Origin of the sequence: Nonomuraea bangladeshensis, from assembly GCF_039529455.1 — a bacterium.
Lineage (GTDB): Bacteria > Actinomycetota > Actinomycetes > Streptosporangiales > Streptosporangiaceae > Nonomuraea > Nonomuraea bangladeshensis.
In genome coordinates this window covers 81,123-95,725 of the sequence record NZ_BAAAMV010000011.1, presented here as the reverse complement: position 1 = coordinate 95,725, position 14,603 = coordinate 81,123, and the positions used below count along the sequence as shown (strand labels likewise).

At 73.9% G+C, this 14,603-nt stretch carries 15 protein-coding genes; 12 read left to right on the top strand and 3 right to left on the bottom strand.

Annotation, left to right across the window (positions count from 1 at the left end):
- The first annotated feature begins 55 nt into the window (after nt 1-55).
- The 6 genes from ABD292_RS35560 to ABD292_RS35535 all read left to right on the top strand — a co-directional run bounded on the left by ABD292_RS35560 (nt 56) and on the right by ABD292_RS35535 (nt 5,240).
- Nucleotides 56-409: an MmcQ/YjbR family DNA-binding protein gene (locus tag ABD292_RS35560; protein ID WP_344215252.1), complete on the top strand. Its 354-nt coding sequence runs from the start codon at nt 56-58 to the stop codon at nt 407-409.
- Between the two features lie 230 nt (nt 410-639).
- On the top strand, nt 640-1,725 hold the full coding sequence (locus tag ABD292_RS35555; protein WP_344215250.1) for a small ribosomal subunit Rsm22 family protein: 1,086 nt from the start codon (nt 640-642) through the stop codon (nt 1,723-1,725).
- A gap of 70 nt (nt 1,726-1,795) precedes the next feature.
- Nucleotides 1,796-2,572 carry a polyprenyl diphosphate synthase gene (gene uppS / locus ABD292_RS35550; RefSeq protein ID WP_344215248.1) on the top strand — a complete coding sequence of 259 codons (777 nt, stop codon included), beginning with the start codon at nt 1,796-1,798 and terminating at the stop codon, nt 2,570-2,572.
- Nucleotides 2,573-2,575: 3 nt separating this feature from the next.
- Nucleotides 2,576-3,355, top strand: a complete 780-nt coding sequence (locus tag ABD292_RS35545; protein ID WP_344215246.1) for a GNAT family N-acetyltransferase — start codon at nt 2,576-2,578, stop codon at nt 3,353-3,355.
- Between the two features lie 41 nt (nt 3,356-3,396).
- Nucleotides 3,397-4,299, top strand: coding sequence for a pentapeptide repeat-containing protein (locus tag ABD292_RS35540; protein ID WP_344215244.1), 903 nt, complete (start codon nt 3,397-3,399; stop codon nt 4,297-4,299).
- A 74-nt stretch (nt 4,300-4,373) separates the two neighbouring features.
- Nucleotides 4,374-5,240, top strand: coding sequence for an SMP-30/gluconolactonase/LRE family protein (locus ABD292_RS35535; protein WP_344215242.1), 867 nt, complete (start codon nt 4,374-4,376; stop codon nt 5,238-5,240).
- A gap of 63 nt (nt 5,241-5,303) precedes the next feature.
- On the opposite strand, the gene ABD292_RS35530 is transcribed toward ABD292_RS35535, so the two are convergent.
- The gene (locus tag ABD292_RS35530; RefSeq protein WP_344215240.1) at nt 5,304-5,909 is read right to left on the bottom strand and encodes a TetR/AcrR family transcriptional regulator; all 606 of its coding nucleotides are present in this window, start codon (nt 5,907-5,909) and stop codon (nt 5,304-5,306) included.
- Between the two features lie 93 nt (nt 5,910-6,002).
- Here ABD292_RS35530 and ABD292_RS35525 point away from each other — a divergent pair, with 93 nt between their 5' ends.
- The 4 genes from ABD292_RS35525 (at nt 6,003) to ABD292_RS35510 (ending at nt 9,876) form a co-directional block, all read left to right on the top strand.
- On the top strand, nt 6,003-6,884 hold the full coding sequence (locus ABD292_RS35525) for an SDR family NAD(P)-dependent oxidoreductase (RefSeq protein ID WP_344215238.1): 882 nt from the start codon (nt 6,003-6,005) through the stop codon (nt 6,882-6,884).
- On the top strand, nt 6,881-7,831 hold the full coding sequence (locus ABD292_RS35520) for an endonuclease/exonuclease/phosphatase family protein (RefSeq protein ID WP_344215236.1): 951 nt from the start codon (nt 6,881-6,883) through the stop codon (nt 7,829-7,831). Before ABD292_RS35525 ends, ABD292_RS35520 begins: the two co-directional genes overlap by 4 nt.
- Before the next feature lie 123 nt (nt 7,832-7,954).
- Nucleotides 7,955-9,322, top strand: coding sequence for an MATE family efflux transporter (locus ABD292_RS35515; protein WP_344215234.1), 1,368 nt, complete (start codon nt 7,955-7,957; stop codon nt 9,320-9,322).
- 41 nt (nt 9,323-9,363) lie between these two features.
- Nucleotides 9,364-9,876: an FBP domain-containing protein gene (locus ABD292_RS35510; protein WP_344215232.1), complete on the top strand. Its 513-nt coding sequence runs from the start codon at nt 9,364-9,366 to the stop codon at nt 9,874-9,876.
- Nucleotides 9,877-9,901: 25 nt separating this feature from the next.
- Here the strand turns inward: ABD292_RS35510 and clpX are convergent, their stop codons facing one another.
- The gene (gene clpX / locus ABD292_RS35505) at nt 9,902-11,137 is read right to left on the bottom strand and encodes an ATP-dependent Clp protease ATP-binding subunit ClpX (protein ID WP_344215230.1); all 1,236 of its coding nucleotides are present in this window, start codon (nt 11,135-11,137) and stop codon (nt 9,902-9,904) included.
- A 5-nt stretch (nt 11,138-11,142) separates the two neighbouring features.
- Nucleotides 11,143-12,369: a cytochrome P450 family protein gene (locus ABD292_RS35500; RefSeq protein WP_344215228.1), complete on the bottom strand. Its 1,227-nt coding sequence runs from the start codon at nt 12,367-12,369 to the stop codon at nt 11,143-11,145.
- A gap of 84 nt (nt 12,370-12,453) precedes the next feature.
- Between ABD292_RS35500 and ABD292_RS35495 the strand changes: the two genes are divergently transcribed.
- Nucleotides 12,454-13,530, top strand: a complete 1,077-nt coding sequence (locus ABD292_RS35495) for a TetR/AcrR family transcriptional regulator (protein WP_344215226.1) — start codon at nt 12,454-12,456, stop codon at nt 13,528-13,530.
- Nucleotides 13,531-13,787: 257 nt separating this feature from the next.
- Nucleotides 13,788-14,591, top strand: a complete 804-nt coding sequence (locus tag ABD292_RS35490; protein WP_344215224.1) for a putative protein N(5)-glutamine methyltransferase — start codon at nt 13,788-13,790, stop codon at nt 14,589-14,591.
- Nucleotides 14,592-14,603 lie beyond the last annotated feature (12 nt).

The window sequence follows — 14,603 nt, the reverse complement described above, 5'->3', positions numbered from 1 at the left end:
GGAAATTGTCGGGGCCGCGCGGTACGGTCGGCGTCTCGGCGAGCGGGAGGCGTACATGATCGACGACGAGGTGGCGGCGCGGCTGCGGGAGATCTGCCTGGGCCTGCCCGAGACGGAGGAGCAGCCGTTCGGCGGGCACACCGCGCCCAGCTTCCGGGTGCGGGGCAAGCTGTTCGTCATGACCAGCGAGGACGGGCGGTCGATGACGTTCAAGGCCGGGCCCGGCGTGCAGGAGGCGCTGGTCGGCTCCCAGCCTGAGCGCTTCTTCGTGCCGCCCTACGTCGGCGCCAAGGGCTGGGTGGGGGCGTGGCTGGCGGCCGGGCACGACTGGGACGAGCTCGACGAGCTGATCAGGGACAGCTACCGCCTGGTCGCCCCCAAACGCCTGGCCGCCCTCCTCGACGCCTGACCCCCCCGCGCGGCGGCGCTTGCGCGCGGGGGGCGCTTCGCGCGGAGAGCGCTTTCGCGCGGGGTTCGCCTGCGCGGGGGGCGGCGTTCCCGCACAGGCGGGCGTTCCCGCACAGGCGGGCGCTCCCGCGCGTGGGGCGCCGTGGTCGCGTGGATGGCCGATAATGGCCGAGGCCCAGCGTGCGGGCGTTCCCCGCACCGTCCCGCCCGTTCTCGAAAGCGACTCCGCCCATGCTGCCCGACGACCTCCGCGCCGCCCTGGACCAGGCCCTGGCCCGGCACTCGCCCCAGGAGCTGGCCCGCTCGGTCGCGCGGCTCACCGAGCGCTACCGCGGCAGCGCGACCGGTGCGACCAGCGCGCCCGGTGCGCCCGGCGAGGCCGCGCACATCCGCGGGCAGGCCGACGTGGCCGCCTACGCCGCCTACCGCATGCCGGCCACCTACGAGGCCGCCGCGCTGGCTATGCGACATGCGGCGGCCCGCGTCCCGGGGTTCGCGCCGGTCAGCCAGCTCGACGCGGGCGGCGGCACCGGGGCCGCGATCTGGGCGGCCGGGGCCACCTGGCCGTCCCTGCGCCAGGTCACGGTCATCGAACGCGACCCGCAGATCATCGACCTCGGCAGACGCCTCGCCCGCACCGCGCAGGCCCCCGGGGTGCGCGGCACCGCCTGGCGGCAGGCCGCCGTCGGGTCCGGCCTCGACCGGCCGCGCGCCGATCTCGCGACCATGTCGTACGCGCTGGGCGAGTTCGCCGAGCGGGACCGCGCCGACGTCGTACGCTGGCTCGCCCGCGACGCCGCCATGGTGCTGGTCGTCGAGCCGGGCACGCCCGCCGGCTACGCCACGATCGCCGCGGCCCGCGAGGTGCTGCTGGCCGAGGGCCTGAGCGTCGTGGCCCCGTGCCCCCACGACCGCGCCTGCCCGATCGAGCCCGGCCGCGACTGGTGCCACTTCTCGGTGCGCCTGCCGCGGACGTCCCTGCACCGCCAGGTCAAGGCGGGCACCCTCAGCTTCGAGGACGAGAAGTTCGCCTACGTCGCCGCCACCGCCCGCCCCGCGCCGGCCCCCGCCGCCGACCGGGTGCTGCGCCACCCGCAGAAGCGCAAGGGCGTGGTGTCGCTGCGCCTGTGCACCGACGCTGGCGGCATCCGCGACGTGCTCGTCTCCAAGCGGCAGGGCGAGCTCTACCGCCGCGCCAGGGACGTCGGCTGGGGAGACGCCTGGGAGGCCACCGGGGAAGCCGCCGGTGAGGCCACCAGAGAAGCCGTCAGGGAAACCGCCGGGGAAGCGGATCGCCCCGCGGCCGACCCCGGATGACGGCGACCTCCCGGTGCCGACTTTCTCGAATCCTCCCGAACCGGCCGACCCCGCACGCCATTCTTAGGGGGTGCACGTAAGCGATCTTCTTCATCCCCTGTACGCCCGGCGCCTGCGCCGCCAGGTCTCGACCTGCCCGCTGCCCCGGCACGTCGGTCTCATCATCGACGGAAACCGCCGCTGGGCCAGGCAGAAGGGCCTGCCCAACCCGAGCATCGGCCACCAGTACGGCGCCGACCACATCCAGGACGTGCAGGTGTGGTGCGAGAGCCTCGGCATCAGGCACCTGACGGTGTTCCTGTGCTCGACGGAGAACCTCCAGCGGCGCGGCGACAAGGAGGTCGCCTTCCTGCTGCGGGTCATCGAGGAGATGGTCGCCGACCGGCTCGCCCGCCCGGGCGCCCGCTGGCGGGTGCACGTCGCAGGGCTGCTCGACATGCTGCCCGACACCACCGCCCGCGCGCTGAAGAACGCCGTCGAGGCGACCCGCGACTGCGCGACCGGCTTCCACCTGACGCTGGCCATCGGCTACGGCGGCCGCCAGGAGGTCATCGACGCCCTGCGCGAGCTGCTGTACGAGCGGGCCGAGGCCGGGCAGAGCATGCACGAGCTGGCCGAGACGCTGACCGCGGACGACCTCGCCGGCCACCTCTACACCGCCGGGCAGCCGGACCCCGACCTGGTCATCCGCACCAGCGGCGAGCAGCGCATGTCGAACTTCCTGCTCTGGCAGTCGGCCTACTCCGAGCTGTACTTCTGCGAGGCGTACTGGCCGGCCTTCCGCGAGATCGACTTCCTGCGCGCGCTGCGCAGCTTCGCCGCCCGCCAGCGCCGCTTCGGGGGCTGACGCGTGAATCACGACGAGGTGCTGAGCCTGTACGAGCGGCGCTTCCGCCGCGAGCCCGTGCCCGAGATGCCCGGGGCCGTGGTGGAACGGGCGGGCGCGGTCGTCCGCCAGTCCGGCCCCGCGCCCTGCTGGAACGGCGTCCTGTGGTCCGACCTCGACGAGCGGACCGCGGACGCCGCCATCGCCGAGCAGATCCGCCACTACGCGGAGCTGGGCACGGAGTTCGAGTGGAAGCTCTACGACCACGACCGCCCGGCCGACCTCGACCGGCGGCTTCTCGCGGCCGGCTTCACCGCCGAGCCGCCCGAGACCCTCATGGTGGCCGAGACCGCGCGGATCGCCGTCCCCGCCGCCCTGCCCGCCGCTGGGCCGGAGGGCGTGCGGCTGGTGCCGGTGACCGGCATGGACGGCGTCGAGCTGGTGGCCGACGTGCACGAGCGGGTGTTCGGCGCCAGCCGGGTACGGATCAGGGAACGGCTGGCCGTGCAGCTCGCCGAGGGAAGCGTCGTGGCCGTCCTCGCCATGGCGGGCGACGTGCCGGTCAGCGCCGCCCGGATGGACCTGCACTCCGGCACCGAGTTCGCGAGCCTGTGGGGCGGGGGCACCGATCCGGAGTGGCGGGGGCGCGGCATCTACCGGGCGCTGGTCGCCTACCGGGCCCGCGAGGCGCTCGCCCGCGGATACCGCTACCTGCAGGTGGACGCCTCCGCGGAGAGCCGGCCGATCCTGACCCGGCTCGGCTTCGCCGCCCTGGCCACCACCACGCCGTACACGTACGGGTGACTATCCTTGAGCGTCCGCCCGCGCCCGAGGAGATTCGCACGTTGCCCCCTGCTGACGACTTCCGTGAGCTGGAGCTGCTGTCCGACTGCGGCAGCTGCTTCGGCCTGTGCTGCGTCGCGCTGCCGTTCGCGGCCTCGGCCGACTTCGCCGCCGACAAGGCCGCGGGGGACCCCTGCCGCAACCTGCGCGAGGACTTCCGCTGCTCGATCCACGAGCGGCTGCGTCCGAGCGGCTACCCCGGCTGCACGGTCTTCGACTGCTTCGGGGCGGGGCAGAAGGTCTCGCAGGTCACGTTCGGGGGGCGGAGCTGGCGGGCCGCGCCGGAGACGGCCGGGCAGATGTACGCCGTCTTCCCGGTCATGCGGCAGCTCCACGAGCTGCTGTGGTACCTCGCGGAGGCGCTGTCCCTGGAGCCCGCCCGGCCGGTCCACGCCGAGCTGCGCCGCGCGCTCGACGAGACCGACCGGCTCACCCGGCAGGACGCCGGCGCCCTGGAGAAGTACGACGTGGCCCCGCACCGGGCCGCGGTCAACGAGCTGCTGCTGCGGGTCAGCGAACTGGTCAGATCCGGCCCCCAGGGAAAGGGCCGGGGCAAGGACCGGCGTGGGGCCGATCTCATCGGGGCCCGGCTCAGGGGCGCGGACCTGCGGCGGGCGAACCTGCGGGGCGCCTACCTGATCGGGGCGGACCTGCGCGGCGCGGACCTGCGGGAGGCCGACCTCGTCGGCGCCGACCTGCGCGGCGCCGACCTGGCGGGCGCCGACCTCACCGGCGCGATCTTCCTCACGCAGGCCCAGCTCAACGCCGCCGCCGGCGACGCCGCCACCCGCATCCCGGCCGCTCTGACCCGGCCCGCCCACTGGGCTGAGACGGCCTCCCGTCCGGCCGCCCGGCCCGCCCCTGCCCGGCCCGCCAGGCCCGCCCGCCGCCCGCGCCGCCGCTGAGCCCGGGCGCGGGAAGAGGGGGCGCGTGGGAGCATCGTGTCGACATCACGTCCAGCACCCTGGAGGAGATCGGCATGAGCATCACCGTCCACCCCGTGACCGACCCGGTGTCCGAGCACGGCGAGGGGCCGGTGTGGTCCGCCCGCTGGGGCGGGCTGCGCTGGGTGGACATGCTGGCCGGCGACGTGCTGGCGCTCGACGGCGCGACGGTGCGGCGGCGGCACGTGGGCAAGAAGGTCGCCGCCGCGCTGCGCCCCCGCGCGGCCGGCGGCTACGTGGTCGCCGCCGAGCGCGAGCTGCTGCTGGCCGACTCCGACGACCTCGACGCACCGCTGCGCCCGCTGGGCGGCGAGGCGTGGAGCGACCCGTCCGTACGGATGAACGACGGCGGCTGCGACCCCGACGGCCGCTTCTACATCGGCAGCATGGCCTACGACGCCGCCCCGGGGCGCGGCTCGTTCTACGTGGCCGGCCAGGACGGCGCCCTGCGCGTGGTGCTGCCGGAGGTGACGATCTCCAACGGGTTCGACTTCAGCCCCGACGGCTCGCTCGCCTACTACGCCGACACCGCCACCGGCCGGGTGGACGTGTTCGACTACGACCCGGACGAAGGGCTCGGCGGGCGGCGGCCGTTCGCGTACGTCGACCCGGAGCGGGGCCAGCCCGACGGGCTGACGGTCGACGCCGAGGGCGGCGTCTGGGTGGCGCTCTGGCAGGGCGGAGCCGTGCACCGCTACGATCCCGCCGGCCGCCTCGACGCCGTCGTCGCGCTGCCGGCGCGCCAGGTCACGGCGGTGGCCTTCGGCGGCGACGACCTCGGCCGGCTGTTCATCACCACCTCGGCGCTGGGCGTGGACCGGGCCGAGCAGCCGCAGGCGGGGGCGGTGTTCGCGGCCGACCCCGGCGTCCGTGGCCGCCCGGTGCTGCCGGCCGCCTTGTGAGGGCGCGCGGCCCGCGCGCTTCCTCGTCAACTGCTCGAAGGGAAAGGCCCGCGGGCCGTCGCGTCAGTCGAGATCACCGCTGAGGTAGCGCTGGACGAGGGGAGCCAGGATCGCGACCAGGTGCTCGCGCTCCAGGGAGGCCAGTGGCTCGACCCGCAGCACGTATCTGGCCGTGGCGATGCCCAGCAGGTGCGCGCCCGTGAGGTTGGCCCGCAGTTCGGCTCGATCCGCCCCGATGGCGCGGGCGAGGGGCAGCATCACCTCGTCCGACATGAACGAGGCCACCATCGCCGACGCGCTCGGCGACGCCGACACGCCGCGCACCACCGCGAGGAGGCGTGCTCCTGTGCCGGGCGCCTCCCAGAGCTCGAGATAGCGGCGCGTCAGCCGCTGTCCGAGGTCCGCGAGGTCGCCGTCGTGCACCAGAGCGGTCAGCGACCGGACGGGCGGATCGGCCCGCAGGGCGGTGTCGAAGAGCTTGTCCTTGTTGCCGAAGAACTGCAGGACCAGCGCCGGATCCACGCCGGCGGCCGCGGCGACGCCCCGGATGGTGGTCGCCGTGTAGCCCTGCTCGGTGAAGCTGTGCTGGGCCGCGGCCAGGATCGCCTCGCGCGTCCCTGACACGCCGGGACGGCGCCCGCCGGCCCTCTTCTGACGGGTCTCGCTCACTCCACAAGAGTAACTCACCCATGTTGAGTTTCGCGCCGATGGCGAGTTATCGTGAACTCACCATCGTTGAGTTACCTCGTGAAGGGAGCAGCGATGTCACGAACGGTCATGATCACCGGAACGTCATCGGGAATCGGCCGCGCCACGGCTCTGGCGCTGGCCGCCCGGGGCTTCACCGTCTTCGCCGGAATACGCGAGACGGCCGACGGCGAGGCGCTGCGCCACGCGGCCGGCGACCGGATCATCCCCCTGTACGTCGACGTCACCGACGCGGACTCGATCGCCGCGGCCGTGGTGCGGGTGGAGCAGGCCACCGGCGCGGCCGGGCTGGCCGGGCTCGTCAACAACGCCGGGATCGGCGCGCCCTGGCCGATGGAGCTGGTGCCGCTCGACGAGTTCCGGCGTCATCTGGAGGTGAATCTCACCGGCCAGCTCGCCGTCACCCAGGCGTTCCTGCCGCTGGTCAAGCGTGCCAGAGGGCGGATCATCAACGTCGGATCCGAGGGCGGGCGCATCACGCTGCCGTTTCTCGGCCCCATCACCAGCGCCAAGCACGGGCTGGTCTCGGTGACCGACGCGCTGCGCATGGAGCTGCGCCCGTGGGGCGTGCACGTGAGCATCGTGGAGCCGGGCGCCACGCGGAGCAGCGCCCCCGCCAAGCTGGTGGAGAACGGACGCCGCGCCGTCGCCGAGCTGTTCTCGCCGCAGGGCCGCGCCGACTACGGCGCGACCATCGAGCACGTCATCGGGAAGATCGCCGCGAGCAACCAGCGCAGCGGCAGCCCGCCCGAGGTGATCGCCGGAGCCGTGGTGAGGGCGATGACCTCCCGGCGGCCGAGGACGCGCTATCCGGTCGGCGGCCACGCCAAGCTGCTCACCCGGCTGCGGCGGGTGCTGCCCGACCGCGCGATGGACGCGCTGTGCGCGCGAATGCTGGACCTGCCCACCGGAGCGAGATCGGAGTACGTGAGATGAGACCGTTCGCCCGCGCACTGGTCGCAGTGCTGACATGGGGCGCGACGCTGCTGCCCGGGGGCACGGCACACGCCGCCGATACGGTGGTCGAGACCATCAACGTGTGGCAGTGGAACGTGGCCGGCTGGGTGATGAACGACGGCTCCACGACCACTGGCATGGTCGAGGCCGCCGCCGCGTCGATCGTGAACCGCGACGCGGATTTCGCGGCCTTCAACGAACTGTGCTGGAGCCAGTACGTGGCACTGCAGGACCGGCTGAAGGCGGCCGACTGGCCCGAGGGCGACAGCTTCGCCCGCTTCGCCACCATCCGGGAGACGACCTGCGACGGTGAGCCGTTCGGCGTCGCTCTCTTCAGCCGGCGGCAGCTCGGCATCGCCAAGAAATACGACCTGCCGGCAGACGGGCGCGGCGGGGTGCACAAGCTCCTCTGCGCGCCGCTGGACGCCCGGCCGCACCTGCGGTTCTGCACCACGCACATCACCGGCTCGGAGGCGACGATCGGCGGGAGCAATATCAAGACACAGCAGCTGGAGGCGGTACGGGGCCACCTTGAGGACCTCCACGACAACGGCGACACCGTCCTCGTCGCCGGCGACTTCAACGCGCGGCCGTATGACGAGCGGCTCGACAGCTGGTACTCGTCGAGCCTCGACGTGCCGAACAACGCCGGCAACACCGGTGCGTACAGGGAGCTGGACGACGAGGACCCGAGCTGCCCCGGCGTCGGCGAGACGACCGTCAACGAGGTCAACGGGGACGGCGAGCCGATCGGCGTCGAGGAGCCCTGCGGCCAGCGCCCCAAGATAGACCTGCTCTTCGTCCGGGAGAGCGCCATCGCCGGCCCGTACACCGGTGACGCGCTGGGCAAGGGCACGGCCTGCGGCGGAGCGTGTTCCGACCATCGCGTGACGATCGGCACGGTCCCGGTCCGTATTCGGCTCTGACGGCCTGACCCGCCGCCGGCCTTCGTCCGCCGACCCCGGCGGCTTTCTGACCGAAATATTTCCGGGGCAAGGCCCCTGTGGACATTTTTCGAGAAATTTCGCTATGTTCCCACAGGCCAATTCATGTCCCCGGAGGTCCGCATGTTTCCCTCAGTCGCGCACGAAAGAAGGGAGGTATGGCGGACCATCTCCGGCCTCGCTGTTCCCCTTTTCGTGGCCGGGTCCGTTAATTTTGCCGCCCAGCTCGGAATTATCGCCATTCTTGGACGTATGGGGGGAGAGGCGATTTATGTGCGTTCCCTCTATCAGCCTGTCGCCCTCGTCGTCCTTGCCCTGGGCGTGGGCTTCGCGGTCTGCAACCAGGTCGCCGCCGCGATCAGCAAGGGGGCCGGGCGCCCCCAGGACGTCATGTCGAACGCCGCCAGCCTGGCCAGGGTATGGCTCGGGCTCGGCGCGGCCCTGTTCCTGGTCCTCGCGGTCGCGGCTCCCTCCCTGCCCGGTCTCCTTCATGCGGACGCCGGGCTGCGGGACACGTTCGTCTCCTTCCTGCGCTGGACCAGCGCCGCCGGCCTGCTGGCCGTCGCGGGGGAGTTGTGCGCGGCCGGCCTGCGCGGCTATGGGCACGTGCGGCAGGCCACCGTCCTGGTCATCTGTACGGCGGGCGTGCGGGTCGGCCTCGTGGCCGGACTCGGGCTCGGCGCCGGCATCGGGATCACGGCGGTGCCCGTCGCCGAGGCGGCAGCCGGTCTGACCGGCCTGGCCATGGGCCTGGTGCTGCTGCGCCGCACCGAGCTGTGGCATCCGGCGGCCGCCCGGATCTGGCGGCGCGGGGTGTTCACCGACCTGCGCCGCATCGGGGTGCCCATCGCCATGTCCTTCCTCGTGATCTCGGCGTACAACCTCGCGGCCATCGGCGTCCTCGGGAACTACGGGGAGAACGCGGTGGCCGGGTTCACCGTCGCCGCCACCCTGCAGAACGTCGTGCTGCTGCCGGGCATGGTCCTGGGCACGGCCACGGCGATCACCATCAACCAGCGACGCGGCGCGGGCGAACGGGGGCGCATCCGTGCGTCGATGCGCGGCGGCATCGAGGTCACCGTCGTCACCTACGTTGTGATCGCGGCGCTGGTGTGGTCACTGCACGACCCGCTGGCACGGCTGATCGGCGGCGACGCCGGGGTGGCCGCGGCCGCGGGCGCTTATCTGGGCGCCGTGGCGCTCACCTATGCCGTCCAGGGACCCGTGCTCGCCTCGCTGACCGTCATGGAGGAGACCGGCGGCGGCTTCCTGGCCATCGTGCTCAACGCGATCTACTTCGGCCTGATCGTCGCGGTGGGCGCGGCGGCGGCCCACGCCGCCGGCAGCGCGGACGGCTTCTACGCGGCGGTGGCGTACTGCAACCTGATCGGCGTGACGGTGCCGATCGTCGCCGTACGGCACATACGAAAGCTGTCGGCCCCCACAAACCCTTTGCCCCTCGAAACTAGATAGCCTAGGTTTATACCTAGAGATCCTAGCTTGAGGGAAGAACCATGAACCCCGTCACCGAACGCGACCTGCGCGCGTCCTTCGTCAACTGCTCCAAAGGGGAGGCCCGCAGGCTCGGACTGCCGCGCGACCTGGCCGCCACCCCCTGGGCCGACCTCGACTTCCTGGGCTGGCGCGACCCGGGGGCGCCCGAGCGGGCGTACCTGGTGGCCGAGCGCGGCGGCGGGCTCACCGGCGTGGCGCTCCGCCTGGCCCAGGACGTGCGGAGGAGCCTCACCAAGAGCACCCTGTGCTCGGTGTGTGTCACCCCGCACGCGGGCACCGGCGTCGCGCTGTTCACCGCGCCCCGCGTCGGGGCCGCCGGCCGCCAGGGCAACACGGTCGGCGTCTACATGTGCGCCGACCTCGCCTGCTCCCTGTACGTACGGGGCAGGAAGCAGACCGAGGCGGGCACGCGGTTCGAGTCGCTGACGGCGGAGGAGAAGGTCGCGCGGGCCGTGGCCAACCTGGACGCCTTCCTCGGCCGGGTGCTCGACGACACTCTCGCGAACGCCTGAGCCCCGCGCCGGCGGCACGCGGACCTCAGGCGGGCCGCCGGCGGGCGCGCGGCACCAGGGCGGGGCTGACGTGGTGCAGCACCGTGTCGCGGGTGATCACGACCCGGGCCACGTCGTCCCTGTCCGGCACCTCGTACATCACGTTGAGCAGCACCTCCTCCAGGACCGCGCGGGCCGCCCTGGCCCCGGTGCGGCGCAGCAGCGCCTGCTCGGCGACCGCCGCCACCGCGTCCTCCTCGAAGGCGAGCTCGACGCCGTCCAGCTCGAACAGCCGCTGGTACTGCCTGATCAGCGCGTTGCGCGGCTCGGTGAGCATCCGGACCAGCCCGGCCCGGTCCAGCGGGCGCAGCGTCGTCAGCACCGGCAGCCGGCCGGTCAGCTCGGGGATCAGCCCGTACGCCACCAGGTCCTGCGGCATGACCCGGGCCAGCACGTCCTCCTCGGCCGGGTCGTGCGGCGCGCCGCCGAACCCGGCCGCCCGCCGCAGCGCGCGCCGCTCGATCACCCGCTCCAGCCCGTCGAACGCGCCCCCGGCGATGAACAGCACGTTCGTCGTGTCCAGGGCGATGAGGTCCTGGTGGGGGTGCTTGCGCCCGCCCTGCGGCGGCACGTTCGCGACCGTGCCCTCCAGGATCGTCAGCAGCGCCTGCTGCACGCCCTCGCCGGAGACGTCGCGGGTGATCGACGGGTTGTCCGCCTTGCGGGCGATCTTGTCGATCTCGTCGATGTAGACGATGCCGGTCTCGGCCCGCCGCACGTCGTGGCCGGCCGCCTGGATGAGCTTGAGCAGGATGTTCTCGACGTCGTCGCCGACGTAGCCGCTCTCGGTGAGCGCGGTGGCGTCGGCGACGGCGAACGGCACGTCCAGCATCCGCGCCAGGGTCTGAACGAGGTACGTCTTGCCGCTGCCCGTGGGGCCGACCAGCAGGATGTTGGACTTGCCCAGCTCGACCGGGTCGTCCCTGGAGACGGGGGCGCGCAGGCGCTTGTAGTGGTTGTGGACGGCCACGGCCAGGGTCCGCTTGGCCCGGTCCTGGCCGATGACGTACTGGTCCAAAAAGGTGTGGATCTCGCGCGGGGTGGGCAGGTCGCGCGCCGGCCCGGCGGGTGCCGTCGCGGCCTCCTCCTCGGCCATGAGCTCGGTGCACTGCCCGACGCACTCCTCGCAGATGTAGACCGACGGCGGCCCCGCGATCAGCCGCCGGACCTCGTTCTGGCCCTTCCCGCAGAACGAGCAGGCCGGTCCCGTCGAGCGGGTCACGGCCGTCAGCCCGCCGTGCCCAGGGTCACCGGCAGCGACAGCAGCCGGGCCGTGCCCGGGTCGGGGACGCGCCGCGGCGGCCCCGCGAGCGCGAGGCCGGGGAAGCGGCGCAGCAGCGAACCGAGCGCGACCGCGGTCTGCACGCGCGCCAGCGACGCCCCGGCGCAGAAGTGCGGCCCGTGCGCGAACCCGAGCTGCCCCGCGGCGTCCCGCCCCACGTCGAACCGGTCGGGATCGGCGAAGACGCGCGGGTCGCGGTTGGCGGCCGGGATCGCGACCGTCACCGGCTCGCCCTCCGGCACCGTCACGCCGCCGATCTCGACGTCCTCCGCCGTGAACCGGGGGATGGTCAGCAGTTGCGGACCGCACCAGCGCATCAGCTCCTCGACCGCGCCCGGCATCAGCGCCGGGTCGGCGCGCAGCGCGGCCAGCTGATCGGGATGCTCGTGCAGGGCGGCCACGGAGTTGGCGATGAGGTTCGTCGGCGTCTGCCCGGCCAGGACGAGCTGCCACACCATCGTCACCAGCTCGGCCTCCGACAGCCGGTCGCCGTCCTCCTCCTGGACGCGGGCCAGCTCGGAGATCAGGTCGTCGCCCGGCTCGGCCCGCGCCCTGGCCACGGCGGCCTTCGCGCCCTCCAGGATCCCGGGGATCGCCTCGGCGAACGCCGCCCCGTGCCCCGCCGCGACATCCGCGCCCCACGCGCGCCAGCGCGGCCGGTCGGCGGCCGGGATGCCGGTCAGCTCGCAGATCACCTCCATCGGCAGCGGCCGGGCGAAGCGCGCCAGCAGGTCCACCGTGCCGCCTCCTGGGCCGCCTCCTGGGCCGCCTCCTGGGCCGTCGTCCGACCGGTGGCCGGGCAGCTCGTCCAGCAGGGCGTCCACGACGGCCTCGACGCGCGGCCGGAACCGCTCCGCCTGCCGCGGCGCGAACGCGGGCGCGACCAGGCGGCGCAGCCGGGCGTGCTCGGCGCCGTTCAGCTCGGACATCGTCGTCATGTACGGCAGGCAGTCGGCCGGGACGTCCGGCCGCTGGTAGCTGTCCTCACGGGTGCGCAGCCGCGGATCAGCGAGCGCCGCCCGGCCCTCGGCGTGCCGCAGCACCACCCAGAACGCGAACCCCGGCCCGGTGAGCCGCGCCACGGGGGAGTCGGCGGCCGCCCTGACGTACGCGGCGGAGGGGTCGCGCAGCAGCGCGGGGTCGGTCAGGTCGAGTTCTGGCACGTCGGCCATGGGCCACCCCTCATTTCAGATGATCTCATCATTTGAGTGTTCACGGTATCCTGACCGGCGGGACCCGGCAACGCGAGGAGGACGATGGCCCGGCTGACCAGAGCGCAGGCACAGGAGCGCAACCGGGCCAGAGTGCTGGCCGCGGCGCGGGCGGAGTTCGCCGAGCGCGGATACCGGGAAGCCAAGATCGACGGCATCGCCGACCGCGCCGAGCTCACGCGGGGAGCGGTCTACTCCAACTTCCCCGGCAAGCGGGCGCTCTACTTCGCGGTGCTGGCCGAGCTGGCCGAGTCCGCCGAGCCGCCCGCGCCCGCGGAGCCCGCGCTGACCGTGGGCGAGGCGCTGGGGGAGGTGGCCCGCGCCTGGCTCGCCCGGCTGCCGCTCGCCACCGACGACGAACGCGGGCCGAGCCGGCTCGGCATGCACCTGATGCCGGAGATCCTCGCCGACGAGCTGACGCGGGTGCCGTACGCGCAGCTCGTGAAGCTCGACGCGATCCTGCTCGGGCTGGCGCTGGAACGCCTGCGGCCGCCGCCCGCCCCGGACGGGCGGCTGGTGGGGCTCGCCGAGGCCGCGCTCACGCTGCTGCACGGGGCGGGGCAGCTTGCGGCGGCGGCGCCGGGGTTCGTGGAGCCGTTCAACGTGGTGCGCGCCTGCGAGCGGCTGGCCGATCTCGACCTCGACGACCGGTGGTTCGTCGCACCGCTGCTGCCGCGCCTGTCGGCCGGCGACGAGCCGTGGTCGCCGCCGTCGTCGCCCGTGCCGGACGCGGTCAGCGGCGAGCCCGTACGGCTCACCGACGACGGCGTGGTGGCGGTGCTCGGCATGCACCGGTTGTCGGCCGTCGAGGACGCCGTACGGGCCGCGCCGCCCGGGGCCGAGGTCACCGCCGTCGTGGTCAGCGGCGCGCCCGAGGAGCTGTTCCCGCTGGCCAGGCTCACACTCGCCGAGCTGTGCGGCTGCCTGCGCCCGGCCGTGCCGCGCTCGGCCTGGCCGCGGCTGCGGGTGGTGTGGGACGAGAGCGGCGAGCTCGCGGCGGCGGCCGGCGTCACCGGCGTGGACGACGCCACGGAGGTGGCGCTGCGCGTCGAGGCGGGCCGCGTCACGGTGCGCGCCGAAGGCTACGGCGCCGCCCACGCCGCCGCCCGGCACCGCGGTTGATCGCCCCGGCTCGTCTGCCCGCCTGGTCTGCCAGGCTGATCGCCCCGCCTGGTCTATCCGCCTGGTCTGTCCACCTGATCTGCTCGGCTGATCGCCCCGGCTGGTCTGTCCGGCTGGTCTGTCCGGCTGGTCTGTCCGGCTGGTCTGTCCGGCTGGTCCGCCCGCCCTGAACCACGTCATGCTGGTGGCAGGCGGGACCGGCTCTGTGGGGGGACGGGCCGCGGTGACATGACCGGCATCTGATAGGAAAGTCGCCCATGTCGGGTTATTTGTCGTCCAAGGAGGCCGTTCCCGGTCTCGTCGCGCGGCTCAGGGCCGCCGGGTGCGTGTTCGCCGAGGACGAGGCGGAGCTCATCCTCGCCGCCGCCCGCACTCCTGACGAGGTCGAGGCGATGGCCGAGCGCCGCGTCTCCGGGCAGCCGCTGGAGCACGTGCTGGGCTGGGCGGAGTTCTGCGGGCTCCGGCTGGCCGTCGAGCCGGGGGTGTTCGTGCCGCGGCCCCGTACCGGGTTCCTCATCGGGCAGGCCGTCGCCCTGGCCGGGGAGCTTCCCGGCGCGCCGGTCGTCCTCGACCTGTGCTGCGGCACGGGCGCGATGGGCGCCGCCCTCGCCGCCGGGCTGGCCGGGCCGGTCGAGCTGCACGCGGCCGACCTCGATCCCGCCGCCGTGCGCTGCGCCCGGCGCAACCTGCCCGGCGCCTCCGTCCACGAGGGCGACCTGTACGAGCCGCTGCCCGCGACGCTGCGCGGCCGGGTGGACCTGCTGATCGCCAGCCCGCCGTACGTGCCGTCCGCCTCCGTCGGGCTGCTGCCCCCGGAGGCCCGCCTGTACGAGCCGCTGACCGCGCTCGACGGCGGCCACGACGGCCTCGACGTGGTCCGCCGCGTGATCGCCGGCGCGCCCGGCTGGCTGGCCCCCGGCGGCCACCTGCTGATCGAGACCAGCGAACGCCAGGCCGAGGCCACCGCCCGCGCCGCCGAGGAGGCCGGCCTGACCGCCCGCGTCACCGGCTCCGACGAGCTGGACGCCACCGCCGTCGTCGCCACCGCCCCACGGGAGTAAGGGACCAACGGC